Raw genomic sequence first — 11,959 nt, 5'->3', positions numbered from 1 at the left:
TTATTATTTCTGAACAAATACAATATTGACATAGGTAGCATCTGTTGCCGAACCTATCACATCATAAGTCAGCTGTCCTGTATCGGAAACCTGAACATTAGACAGCACCGTTTTATCATAATAGGTGATGTAATAATTGAGCTGATTGGAGGCTAAAACGGGTATAGATGCAGGAGCTGCAGGATTTTTTGCTGAAGTAGTTGTATCAGCCAAACCGAACTGAGCTGTGTATCTTGCATATAAATTGACTACCCCTGAAGTCTGGGTAAGATCTAAAGCAATACTTGGCATATAAAAAAAGAGGCCTTTTATGGTATTACTGTCAATCTTTGTCGTGATATTATCAGCAGTCAATGTGCTTGCTCCGCCACCAACGCCTTTCCATAGGCTTCCATCAAAATAATAATATCCGGGAGCGGTAACGTTAACGGTTTGTCCTGCAGGTGAAGCAGAGGCGGCAGTAATATATACAATAGCCCCAGTCTGTGCTGTGGTATAGTTTTTTGCAGTGAGCTGATCTCCTGTTAATCTTGGTGCAATAACTCCATCCAGTTTTGAAACATTGGCAGCATCTCCTACTACGTCAAGAGTTGCTTTAGGATTTGAAGTATTGATACCAACTTGTCCATATACAGACACACCAAATGCAAGTGTGAAGAGTGGAAGGTATAATTTTTTATTCATTGTATTTTAAATTTAAATTGTTATATGTGTTAAAGTAAGGTTAGAAAAAACTCAGGGTGGAGGCCGTATAATAGATATACTTTTAAGCATAAGAAAAATCAATCTGTATGCTTTACTGTTAAGAGCCCTCTGCCTTAAAAAAGGAGAGAAAGAAGGATCTGTAAAAACAGCAGATATATCTTTATTTTCATTTTTCGGTATACCTGCTTCTCCCTTAACAGTTATTTTTCTTTCAGTTTTTTTCATCAGTGTGCTTGTATTTTCTAAACCTTTACTCAGGATTCGAAAACACCACAAATGAACAATAAATCACTTTTAGACTACAAAAAAAGGGGATACCATCTGTGTACCATTATAGATTAAACATTTGAAAATCAATGATATAAATTTTATTCAGCTAAATTATCGTTCATTGATTTTTTGAGCCTTATTCCACGTTTTTTTAGAAATAGTACATTTCTTTTGGGAAATTATATCTCCTTTTCTAAATGATTTGATACCGATAAAATTATTCACAGCTGTTGCATGACATTTAAAGGAACTATTTTGTGGAATACATCACTACCAAGAAAATGAGGTATTACTGGAAATTGGTGATTTTGAGATCAGCCACCAGGCGCTTTTATTATAAGCTTTAATTTGTAGGGTTGAAAAAATAATCAACAATGAGAGCATTGGTTTATAAGTATTTCGACTGTAAAAAGTAGATCCCTAAATTAGGCAGTCTGAAATTGGGAATATAGATATTTTTGACACTATACCTCTACTAAGAAAGAAGAGATAATGACTGGAAATGTAATCATTTGATTGGCTGAAATCTTTATGAATATTAGTTTTCAACTAATTTTATGCTATACCAGAATAAGAAAAACGCCTACACTGGTCGTTGAACCTGTAGTATTTTTACAGAAAACTCTAAATAGAACAGAAAGTTCAGGATTTGATTTCAGCTTTGAGTATCTTGTTTATATAGAAAATGTAATGTATATATACTATATAGAATTCTCATTCATTAGTTTTCTGAACCATAGTCCCATATTCTCCTCCGTAGGAATATTCATTTTTTTTCGAAGACTATATTTTCTGTTTCTGATTGTATTAACAGATTTGAAAGTGTAATCAGCAATATCTTTCGTGTTAAAACCTAAAAAAGTATAGGCACACAATGTGAGTTCAGAAGTTCTTAACCCCGGATTAATCTCCTGCAATATTTTTGTAAACTCAGGATACACTTCCTGAAATCTTATGAAAAAATTGGGGGAATTTGTTTTCGCCAATAGAGTTACTTCTTCAAAAGCTGTATTTATTTTGGATTGAAGTATATTAATTTCCGATTCCTTTTTTGAGATAACGATTACTTTTTCTTTATGTTTTTTCTTCATAAAGTTCTTAAAGAAAAACAGGCTTCCTACAAATAACGCTATGATGATGATGATCCAGAAGAATAAGATGTTTTTCGTATGAGTTTCAGACTTAAGATTTTCATCTTTAGTTTTTATAACATTTTTATATGATACCTGAATATTCTTTTTGTCAATATCAGAAATTGTATCTTTTAGCTGTACATATTCTTTTAATTCTTTCTGGGATCTGGCAATATCATTGAGTTTCTCTGAAATTTTGTACCTGAGATCATATGCAGAATTCAGTCCTTCAAGATTTTTACTTTTTTTTGCCCATGCGATAAAAAGTTCGTTATATTTCTGGGCATCTTCATATTTTCCTTCAGAGAAATAAGCCCCTGCCAAATGTTTATAGGTATAAATAGCACTGGAATCATTATTCTGTGGACTATTATTTTTTGATAAGACTTCCTGTATTGTTTTTGAATAAGGTTTGACAGAATTATCTTTTTTATCATTTATTTCCTTAATGTACATTGAAGCACCTAGTAAAATAGCATTTAATTTCGGATCATTACCTGGCTTATCTTTTAAAGCATTATATACCTTCGTATAATAATAATATGCTGAATCTGCATTCTTTTTTTTAAATCATAGATCGAAGCTAAATGATGATATGCCATATTTTCTTCCAAAAGACTTTTTTCCGGCTGCAGGATCTTTTTTGCATCTGATGCCATACTTTTATAGGCTTTTATTGCTTCGTTGGTCATCTCCAACTGTACATAACTGGCAGCCAGAACATTATTTATCTTTGTCTTTAATTCATAATCCTCATTGGTATATGCCTCTTGCTGGGCCATACGAGCATATTGTAAACCATTGTTAGGATCTTTTGTTATTGTATATATTACGGCAACTCTAAGACTTCCAATGGCTACTCCCTGAGAATACTCAATCTGCTTAGACTCTTCAACAACTTCTTTAGATAATTTAAGGGATTCATCAAGTTTCCTTTCATTAAAAAGGCCTTTTGCTTCTGCATTTTTTTTCTCTATTTCAGGGACTGAAGCCTGAGCTGTTATCATAGTATGACAAATGATAAATAAAAACACAAATAGTGCTCTTATCTTACCGTTCTGTTTATAATACTTAATTTTCATTATGTGTTTCACTGAATATAGGCTAAATTAATACTTTTTTATTAAATATTATAAAATTATTTTTCATCTTCTAATCAAATATTAAATTAACATTTTACAATTTTATTTTATGAAAAATCAATACAAAATCAACAATAATTAAATTATTATACATTTTAATTAAATTAACCAAAACACATAATTTATCGTATTGCTATTTTCTACAGTGTATTTTTTTTGATTCACTATTGTTAGAAATAATTTTATAATTTGTATGTTATATATTTTTTCATTCTTTTTCTTCATATTTTTGCCCCAAGTCCCGTTGAGAATTTGAAGAAGTTATAGTTAAAATTTGTTGATCTCACCTAACAGTATGCTAATACTGTTAGAGATCTATTTTATATAGAGAACCTTTACACAAAAACACAAGATTAAAAGGAGCATGTAAAGATGATTCCTGATATTTTGTCGAGAGATTTACCTGTTTTTAACAGCAATAGAAAAACCTCTATCAATTTTGATAAAGGTTTTTTTATTACAATTTCAATAATCTTTTTACTTTAGATAATTAAAATTTCTGTCCATATTTTTCACATGGGCTAATTTTTACTGATTATCAATTTTAATATAGCTTTTACCATTATTTTCCGATAAAAATTCTTTGATGATTTTTTGTGATTTTAACAGATAATCCTGCCCGCTTAGGTTTATAAAATAATCCCGTTTTACACCCATGCTCAACAGGTATTCTATACCATCCAACTCAGCCTGAACCATACTATATCTTCGCCAAATAACATTTTTCACTGTTTAGGATATATACGTTCGGATATTGTTCTAAAAATCCTTTACATCTTTACCAATTTCCTGATTAGCTTTTTTGTCAATATGTATAAGGTAGAAATTAGCAGAATCGTAGATTTCTTTAAAAAGCTTCTTAAATTGATTCAGTAAGCGGTGTACTAAAATTAAATATGCTATACTAATTAATTTCATTGGAGTTTCATCAATTCTATGTCCGTCGCTTTGGCTCACATAAACAACTTTTATTGAAAATAATAAAATAAAAATATTATAAACCCACTGAAGCTCTGGATTGCGAAAGAACTGATTAATAAAATTTGAAGGACTGTTGATGATGAAATTCAATATTAAAAAAGAATATACGGAATGAAGAATTGGTTTGTAATTTATCATAACCAAAATACAGGGATATCCATACTTATAAACACCAACTTTAATGAAATGGGAGAAATTTTAGAAAAAGCAGTTAATAACCTGTATAATGTACATGTAAACTAAGGATGGCTCACAAATGATAATCAGCACCAACTTTCTTAAATTGGTGCTGATTTATTTTATATACCATTAATAATCAATGAATTAATTTTGAAACAGAACAGAAATATTAACTGTTAAATTAAGATTTGGTTAAGTGCACTTTTATAACACCCTAAAATAAATTCAGTATAATATAACTGCGAATCTAATGCCTGAGTCTTATTATGAAGCTCTATGCGTTTAGAAAGAACAATCTCGCCTTTATAGCAGAATGAGCAAAATGAATACACTTTAAACCCTGAATTTCTTACAGATGCAGCATATCCTGTAGATGCAATTCCCCAATCTGTTCCAAATGATTCAGCGACCTTTACAGCCATTGAATCAGCCATTTTTGGGGTCTCGAAGCCATTTTCTTCAACTTCAATCCTGTTGATATCTAAAAAGTTAACTTTTTCAGGTACTGTAAAAGTCGTTATCCCTCCTTTGTAAAACAGTTTTGCATTAGGCATCTGGGAAAAAGCCAACTGTATTAATCCCGAAGTTACGCTTTCTGCTATAGATACTGTTTCATTCATTGTAATGAGTGAAGTACTGATATAATCAAGTAAATTTTGCTGAAATTTCATGACATCTAATATTTAATGTTGTTTTAAAAACTTTTTACGCTGCTGAAATCAATGCTCAGATAACGTCATAGTCATTCATGGTCGTTACAAAATAATGCTCAATCATTTCCTTTGCATTTCCGCACATTGACAAAAGATCTTCTCTGGTCATATCCTCAAAAATAAAATCATCATGAACCTCAATAATGAACTCAATCATTTTTTCAGTGTTCATAAGATCATAAGCCATTAAATCATTTAAATTATCTAATCTGCATTCTTCCTTAAAAAAAGGATGTTTTAAGGAAATGGAATTCTTAAATTGAAAAAGATGTATTGTTTTCATGACTTCTAACATTAAGATGATAATAAGAAAGTCTGTTTTATATTTAAACACGTGTTTAATCACGAATCAAACAGATTTTTTTGTGGATTCAGTTGATGAAATGTATTATATATCAATAGGATTAAAAAGGACAGAAACCAGAGGTTCCTATCCTTAATTAATTAAAACCTTCTGAAAACAGATTTACCTATTTTACAGAGATTTTAATAAGCTCATTATTAAAGTTGAGAATCCCTAAGTCTATTAATTTTATCATGGTGTATATTCGTTTTCCCCAGTCTTTTTTACTACTACAATGTTTTCTAATACCGGAGACCAGCATTATGTATGATGTATACTTTCAACTGCTCGCTATATTTTCCAGTCTAAAATTTGCATTATTTATGGTGATATAAACTTTAATGGATCTGATAAATTCCTGATTATTATACTACAAAGATGGCTGTTTCAGTATAGACTACACTATATATATCCGGAATAATCTTACATATATCACACCTTTTATAAGTCTTCCAGATTGCCAAGACGTCTTTGTTTCAACTGCTTATAAAATGAAGGAGAAAGCCCTGTGATCTTTTTAAACTGGTTAGAAAGGTGAGCCACACTGCTGTAGTTAAGTTTGTAAGAAATTTCTGTAAGATTCAGTTCGTCATACAACAGCAGTTCTTTTACCTTTTCTACTTTATTAATAATGATAAAATGCTGGAGTGTCATTCCTTTCACTTCAGAAAAGGTATTCGCAAGATAAGTATAGTCATATCCTAATTTTTCGCTTATATAATCTGAGAAATTTTCTTTTGGAAGTTCACCTGAATAATGAATCATTTCGATCACTACATTCTTTATTTTCTCTATCAGGATACTTTTTTTATTATCTAAAACCTCAAGTCCGGTTTTCAGTAAATTTTCTTTAAGAATCTGTCTTTGTTCCGGGCTAATTTCATCCAATAATTCTACTGTTCCCAAATCTACAACAGCATTTTTAATGCCCAGTTTTTCCAATTCCTGATGGACAACCATTTTGCAGCGCAAACTTACCATATATTTTATATACAACTTCATCTCCCTTACTGTTTACATCCGTCAATTATTTCATTAACAGCGATTTATCCAAAGTTAGTCTATTAAATCCGAAATATCTATGATTTATACAACAAATTAAAAGACAATTGCAAAGCTTTCCTTTTTTAATGATTGAAATTTACAGATAACAAAAAAAAATTACAATGTCAAAAGAAAAAGACGGAAAAAAGAAATCAGATAAAACTCCACCCGCAAAATCCGCAAAAGAGAAACGGGAGGCTAAAATGAGTAAACGAAGAGGAAAGGAACAAGAAGCCCGAAATAACGTAAACTAAGTGGTACCTGTAAAACGAGACGGAATTATACTCAGAAAAACGGCATTAGACTTTGAGAGTGAAGGTGTTTTAAACCCTGCTGTCATTCAGGATAGAGGAAAAATACACTTGTTCTACAGGGCTCTTGCCAGAAATAATTTCTCCAGTATCGGATACTGTATATTATCAGATTATAAGACCATAGAAACAAGATTGAGCATTCCGGTGATCATTCCCGAGTTTGAATATGAAAAGCATGGGGTTGAAGATCCAAGAATCGTAAAAATTGATCATTTATTTTATATTACCTATACAAGTTATGATGGGGTTAACGCATTGGGAACACTTGCCGTATCAGAGGATCTTACTTCATGGCAAAAACAGGGGATAATTGTTCCCAAAATTCCCTATAACAAGTTTAGATTTTTATCGGAGTCCCAAGGTGAAATAGGAGAAAAATACAAACGTTTCAACAAACTCCCATCTGCTCATAAAAAAGATAAAGAGATCTTTCTTTGGGACAAAAATGTCATATTTTTCCCAAGAAGAATTAACGGTAAGCTTTATTTTCTTCATCGCATAAGACCTGACATCCAAATTGCAAGTATAGAAAGCATTGAAGATTTGAATCCAGATTTCTGGAAAGATTACTTCCTTCACTTTAAAGAACATATTGTATTATCTCCTAAATATGAGCATGAAGTAAGCTATATTGGCGGAGGGTGCCCTCCTATAGAAACCAAGCATGGATGGCTTTTGATCTACCATGGTGTACATGATACTATTGAAGGGTATGTTTACAGCGCATGTGCTGCCCTACTGGATCTTGTTAATCCCGAAAAGGAAATTTCAAGGCTTCCTTATCCTCTTTTCAAACCCGAAGAAGAATGGGAACAGAAAGGAGAAGTAAACAATGTCTGCTTCCCTACCGGAGCCATCGTAGAAGGAGATACACTCCATGTTTACTATGGAGCAGCAGATCAAAGAATTGCTGTTGCTTCTTTAAGTATTTCAGAATTACTGAAAGAATTACTACGGTACACACCATAACTGACTATTCAATACAGGATGTCAGACTGTAAAACAGATATCATCATGAATAAAAATATAAAATCAGACGTGGAGGAAAAGACAAAAAGACGATCTGTACAAAGTAATAAAAACACATTTTATCATAAACCTGAAGTTATCTTTATAAGTACTTTTCCTCCTAAGGTATGTGGTATTGCAACCTATTGTCAGGATTTGATACAATCCCTTAAGTTACAATTCAGAGAATCATTTAGCATCACTACCTGCCCGATGGAAACTGAGGATGAGCATTATCAATATGAAGCAGATCCAGCATATCGCTTAAATACATCCGATGCCATATCTTATTTAGAGTTGGCTGATAAAATCAACAAAAATAACAGGATTCAACTGGTTATGCTCCAGCATGAATTTGGATTTTTCAACGAAACCCAAGACGGATTACTCCTTTTCCTTCAAAATTTACAGAAAGACCTCATCATTACTTTTCACACTGTTCTGCCGAAACCCGATCCGGAATTAAAAGAAAAGGTAAAAGAAATCAGCCGTTTCGTAAAATCCATTATTGTCATGACCGGTATTTCTGCGGATATCCTTACCAATGATTATGATATTTCATCTGATAAAATTAAAGTGATACCCCACGGTACCCATTTGCTGCCATTTATCGATAAAATTTCACTGAAAAAAAAATACGGACTTAAAGATAAAAAGGTACTTTCAACATTTGGTTTACTGGGTGCTGGGAAAAATATTGAAACCACATTAGAAGCTCTGCCTGAAATCGTTTCCCAAAATCCGGATGTAATGTTTCTGATTATCGGAAAGACGCACCCGGGTATCATTAAATATGAAGGAGAGAAGTACCGTGATTTTTTACAGGATACTATTAAGAGGCTTCATCTGGAAAAACATACGTACTTTATCAACCAATATCTGCCTTTGAATGAGTTGCTAGATTATCTTCAGCTTACCAATATCTATCTTTTCACTTCAAAAGACAGAAATCAGGCAGTAAGCGGTACTTTTTCCTATGCCATCAGCTGTGGATGCCCTATTATTTCTACCCCTATTCCTCATGCTTTGGAAGTCTTAAATGAAGACCTGGGAATCATTATTGATTTTGAAGCTCCGGAACAGCTTGCTGCTGCCGTGAATACATTATTGAAAAATGAAACTGCACAGGAAAAATTACGATCAAATAGTCTGGAAAAAATGGCTCCCACAGCCTGGGAGAATTCATCTATTTCACATGCCTTATTATTTCAACAATACAACAAAGACAAAATGATATTACACTATACATTCCCCATCATCAATCTTAGCCATATCAAAAATATGACAACGGATTTTGGAATGATCCAATTTTCTAAAATCAACAAACCTGATATCAATTCCGGGTATACTTTGGACGATAATGCCCGTGCTTTGATTGTAGCCTGCAGACATTATGAAGTAAGCAGAGATGAATCTGATCTTAGCTTAATCTCAACCTACCTGAATGTAATAAGGTTTTGTCAACAACCAGATGGTAGTTTTCTCAACTATGTAAATCAAGACAAGAAATTTGCGCAACAAAACTACGAAACCAACCTTGAAGATTCCAATGGTAGGGCAATCTGGGCATTGGGGTACCTTCTTTCTATAAAAGCAATCTTACCACAACTGTTTTCTGATGAAGCAGAGTCCATCATTGAAAAAAGTCTTCCGTCTATTGATAAAATTCATTCTACCCGTGCAATGGCTTTTATTATAAAGGGATTGCATTATCAAAACTCTGAAAACAATATTCCATTATTGAAAAAGCTGGCTAACAGACTGGTAAAAATGTATCAGCATGAGAAACATAAAGACTGGCATTGGTTTGAAAGCTACCTGACCTATGGAAACAGCGTACTCCCTGAAGCTTTATTGTGTGCGTGGATTACAACCCAGGACGAAATGTATAAACAGGTTGCCAATGAATCATTCAAGTTTTTGCTTTCTAAAACATTTAGTAAGGGAGGCATTAAAGTAATATCTAACAAAGGATGGCTGCAGAAAGAAACGATTAATAGTCCTGAACCAATTGGTGGTGAACAACCTATTGACGTTGCTTATACCATACTAACCTTATCTACATTCTACAAGGTTTTTAAGGATGAAAAATATTTGCAGATGATGAGGAATGCTTTTAGTTGGTTTTTAGGAAAGAATCATTTACATCAGATTATTTATAACCCTGCAACAGGTGGGTGTTATGACGGTCTTGAAGAGAAAAATATTAATCTCAATCAGGGAGCAGAATCAACAGTCAGTTACCTCATGGCAAGGCTCTGTTTTCCAAAATAACAGCCCTTAACTATCGCTATATTTAGATATTAATACACAGTAATTTATGGTACGATTGTAATAAAAAGATAAATTAAAAATATAGCGATCAGTACAATTCCCTGCATAATATTGGTTCTGCCCGTTGCCAGTGAAACAGTAATAATAAAAAGCGACAGCCCTAAAAGTATTGTTGATTTAATATCTATTCCTAATGTCATTCTTATACCGGTTATTACAGATATAATAGCTATGGCAGGAATACTTAGCCCAATACTAGCCAAAGCAGAACCAAAAGCCAGATTTAATGAAGTTTGGATCTCATCGCTTTTCGCAGCCCTGAATGCAGCCAGTCCTTCCGGAAGAAGAACAATACCTGCAATAATGATCCCTACAAGAGATTTTGGGGCACCTGCGGAAACCACTATATGCTCAACATCCTTTGAAAGAAGCTTTGCCAGTAAAACGACTATTCCCAGGGATAATATTAACAATATACAACTGATATACAATTGTTTTCTGGAAATCACTTCATGATTACTTTGTATAGACTGATTTTTGGATAGTTTATTTTGTGGAGAAATGAAAAAGCTTCGATGTCTAAACGTTTGGATCATAGTAAATCCGAGATAAAGTCCTAAAGAAATCAAGGCGATAAAAAGCAATTGAAAGGATGTATATTCGCCTCCGAGATGACTTACCGTATAATTAGGCAGAATAAGCACAAAAATAATAACTGACGTAAGCGTAATGAGTGCCGTACTTACCCCTTGTAATGTAAAGCTCTGTTCTCTGTATCTTAAGGAACCTATCACAATACAGCCCCCAATGATTCCGGTAAGGATTATCATCACTGCTGCAAAAACTGTATCTCTGGCAAGGGTAATGGTTTCTAAGCCTTTTGCTCCCATCATAATAGAAATAATAAGCCCTACTTCTATTACCGTGATGGCAAATGCAAGAAGCAAGGTTCCAAATGGCTCTCCCAGGCGATGGGCAATAACTTCGGAATGATACACCGCTGCCAAAACACTCCCCATCAAAAATAAAGCAAGAATCACAGAATAATACCCTGAAGAAAAAACAGTGTTTCCAACATAAGAAAGCCACGCCAAGATAGGAACTAAAAAAGTCCACATCCATAAATATTTTTTTATATTCATAAAAACAATAATATTTTTTACAATTGAATTGTCCTTTAGAGAAAATCACAAGATTTATATTCCCTTTTTCAAAACAGTTTCTATAAATGATTTGAAGCAGACTAGAGAGGTTATACTGGAAATATCAAATAATGAAAAAAGTGAATAGGTCGGAACTTAGGCCCCCGGATCATCAGTTCAATGTAGTTATTCAGCAAGATACGATTAATTAATCACTTATTTGGAATTATATAGTAGTATTTAGGTTTGTAATCATGTCCTAAGGATCAAAAATCACCATTACTTCATAAATAATCATCAAAGCCGCTGTTTTTATGATCAACCGTCTTACATATTCTTAAAAAGAAGCTGGAATTTTGTAAAAGTGTGATATGTGCAACATAAAAGAAACAATCTGTAATACAATAGATTATTAAACACCCATCTTTGTATGGTAGCAATGAAGTTACACTAAAATCCACCTTATGGACACAAACCAAAACAAAGGCGACAAATTTTTCAAAACTCCTGGAGCCTGGATTGAGCAGTCAAAACAACTGAAAGAAAAATTTTCAACATTAACGGACCACGATCTGAAACTTGAAGAAGGGAAAGAAAGGGAAATGCTAGAAAGAATCGGAAACAGATTAAGAAAAAACCGTGAAGAAGTTCTCAATATTATCAAAGAAATCAATCTTTCATAAATTGTTTTCAAGGACAGTTAAAGCCAA

13 protein-coding genes are annotated in these 11,959 nt (G+C 32.9%); 4 read left to right on the top strand and 9 right to left on the bottom strand.

Annotation, left to right across the window (positions count from 1 at the left end):
• Positions 1-3 precede the first annotated feature (3 nt).
• From CLU97_RS05685 to CLU97_RS05640, 8 genes are all read right to left on the bottom strand, one after another.
• Entirely contained in the window at positions 4-684 is a 681-nt protein-coding gene (locus tag CLU97_RS05685; protein WP_121487064.1) for a hypothetical protein, read from the bottom strand.
• Positions 685-735: 51 nt separating this feature from the next.
• Positions 736-930 carry a hypothetical protein gene (locus CLU97_RS05680; RefSeq protein WP_147436452.1) on the bottom strand — a complete coding sequence of 65 codons (195 nt, stop codon included), beginning with the start codon at positions 928-930 and terminating at the stop codon, positions 736-738.
• Positions 931-1,676: 746 nt separating this feature from the next.
• On the bottom strand, positions 1,677-2,564 hold the full coding sequence (locus tag CLU97_RS05675; RefSeq protein ID WP_121487062.1) for a helix-turn-helix transcriptional regulator: 888 nt from the start codon (positions 2,562-2,564) through the stop codon (positions 1,677-1,679).
• A 53-nt stretch (positions 2,565-2,617) separates the two neighbouring features.
• The gene (locus CLU97_RS05670; RefSeq protein WP_147436451.1) at positions 2,618-3,190 is read right to left on the bottom strand and encodes a hypothetical protein; all 573 of its coding nucleotides are present in this window, start codon (positions 3,188-3,190) and stop codon (positions 2,618-2,620) included.
• Positions 3,191-3,778: 588 nt separating this feature from the next.
• The gene (locus tag CLU97_RS05665; RefSeq protein ID WP_147436450.1) at positions 3,779-3,979 is read right to left on the bottom strand and encodes a beta-1,6-N-acetylglucosaminyltransferase; all 201 of its coding nucleotides are present in this window, start codon (positions 3,977-3,979) and stop codon (positions 3,779-3,781) included.
• A gap of 608 nt (positions 3,980-4,587) precedes the next feature.
• Positions 4,588-5,082 (bottom strand): CinA family protein, encoded by a 495-nt coding sequence (locus CLU97_RS05650; RefSeq protein ID WP_121487058.1) that lies wholly within the window; start codon positions 5,080-5,082, stop codon positions 4,588-4,590.
• Between the two features lie 55 nt (positions 5,083-5,137).
• The gene (locus CLU97_RS05645; RefSeq protein ID WP_228437540.1) at positions 5,138-5,407 is read right to left on the bottom strand and encodes a heme oxygenase; all 270 of its coding nucleotides are present in this window, start codon (positions 5,405-5,407) and stop codon (positions 5,138-5,140) included.
• 501 nt (positions 5,408-5,908) lie between these two features.
• Entirely contained in the window at positions 5,909-6,469 is a 561-nt protein-coding gene (locus tag CLU97_RS05640; protein ID WP_228437538.1) for a helix-turn-helix domain-containing protein, read from the bottom strand.
• Positions 6,470-6,633: 164 nt separating this feature from the next.
• Here CLU97_RS05640 and CLU97_RS24180 point away from each other — a divergent pair, with 164 nt between their 5' ends.
• The 3 genes from CLU97_RS24180 to CLU97_RS05630 are packed head-to-tail and all read left to right on the top strand — an operon-like array spanning position 6,634 to position 10,107.
• Positions 6,634-6,765 carry a hypothetical protein gene (locus CLU97_RS24180; RefSeq protein WP_262689558.1) on the top strand — a complete coding sequence of 44 codons (132 nt, stop codon included), beginning with the start codon at positions 6,634-6,636 and terminating at the stop codon, positions 6,763-6,765.
• On the top strand, positions 6,766-7,794 hold the full coding sequence (locus tag CLU97_RS05635) for a pesticidal protein Cry7Aa (protein ID WP_121487055.1): 1,029 nt from the start codon (positions 6,766-6,768) through the stop codon (positions 7,792-7,794).
• 45 nt (positions 7,795-7,839) lie between these two features.
• Positions 7,840-10,107 carry a glycosyltransferase gene (locus CLU97_RS05630; RefSeq protein WP_228437536.1) on the top strand — a complete coding sequence of 756 codons (2,268 nt, stop codon included), beginning with the start codon at positions 7,840-7,842 and terminating at the stop codon, positions 10,105-10,107.
• Between the two features lie 44 nt (positions 10,108-10,151).
• Here the strand turns inward: CLU97_RS05630 and CLU97_RS05625 are convergent, their stop codons facing one another.
• Positions 10,152-11,249, bottom strand: coding sequence for a calcium:proton antiporter (locus CLU97_RS05625; protein ID WP_121487053.1), 1,098 nt, complete (start codon positions 11,247-11,249; stop codon positions 10,152-10,154).
• A 464-nt stretch (positions 11,250-11,713) separates the two neighbouring features.
• On the opposite strand from CLU97_RS05625, the gene CLU97_RS05620 reads away from it, so the two are divergent.
• Positions 11,714-11,932 carry a hypothetical protein gene (locus tag CLU97_RS05620; RefSeq protein ID WP_034692169.1) on the top strand — a complete coding sequence of 73 codons (219 nt, stop codon included), beginning with the start codon at positions 11,714-11,716 and terminating at the stop codon, positions 11,930-11,932.
• Positions 11,933-11,959: the final 27 nt, after the last annotated feature.

The organism is Chryseobacterium sp. 7 (genome assembly GCF_003663845.1).
Classification (GTDB): domain Bacteria; phylum Bacteroidota; class Bacteroidia; order Flavobacteriales; family Weeksellaceae; genus Chryseobacterium.
The sequence above is the reverse complement of the archived record's forward strand: the minus strand, read 5'-3'. Positions and strand labels throughout refer to the sequence as shown.

Bases quoted from the DNA above. Each gene is read 5' to 3' on its own strand.
- CLU97_RS05645 (WP_228437540.1), bottom strand. From the start codon at position 5,407: ATGAAAACAATACATCTTTTTCAATTTAAGAATTCCATTTCCTTAAAA.
- CLU97_RS05675 (WP_121487062.1), bottom strand. From the start codon at position 2,564: ATGTACATTAAGGAAATAAATGATAAAAAAGATAATTCTGTCAAACCT.
- CLU97_RS05630 (WP_228437536.1), top strand. From the start codon at position 7,840: ATGAATAAAAATATAAAATCAGACGTGGAGGAAAAGACAAAAAGACGA.
- CLU97_RS05625 (WP_121487053.1), bottom strand. From the start codon at position 11,249: ATGAATATAAAAAAATATTTATGGATGTGGACTTTTTTAGTTCCTATC.
- CLU97_RS05670 (WP_147436451.1), bottom strand. From the start codon at position 3,190: ATGAAAATTAAGTATTATAAACAGAACGGTAAGATAAGAGCACTATTT.
- CLU97_RS05620 (WP_034692169.1), top strand. From the start codon at position 11,714: ATGGACACAAACCAAAACAAAGGCGACAAATTTTTCAAAACTCCTGGA.
- CLU97_RS05640 (WP_228437538.1), bottom strand. From the start codon at position 6,469: ATGAAGTTGTATATAAAATATATGGTAAGTTTGCGCTGCAAAATGGTT.
- CLU97_RS05685 (WP_121487064.1), bottom strand. From the start codon at position 684: ATGAATAAAAAATTATACCTTCCACTCTTCACACTTGCATTTGGTGTG.
- CLU97_RS05650 (WP_121487058.1), bottom strand. From the start codon at position 5,082: ATGAAATTTCAGCAAAATTTACTTGATTATATCAGTACTTCACTCATT.
- CLU97_RS05680 (WP_147436452.1), bottom strand. From the start codon at position 930: ATGAAAAAAACTGAAAGAAAAATAACTGTTAAGGGAGAAGCAGGTATA.
- CLU97_RS24180 (WP_262689558.1), top strand. From the start codon at position 6,634: ATGTCAAAAGAAAAAGACGGAAAAAAGAAATCAGATAAAACTCCACCC.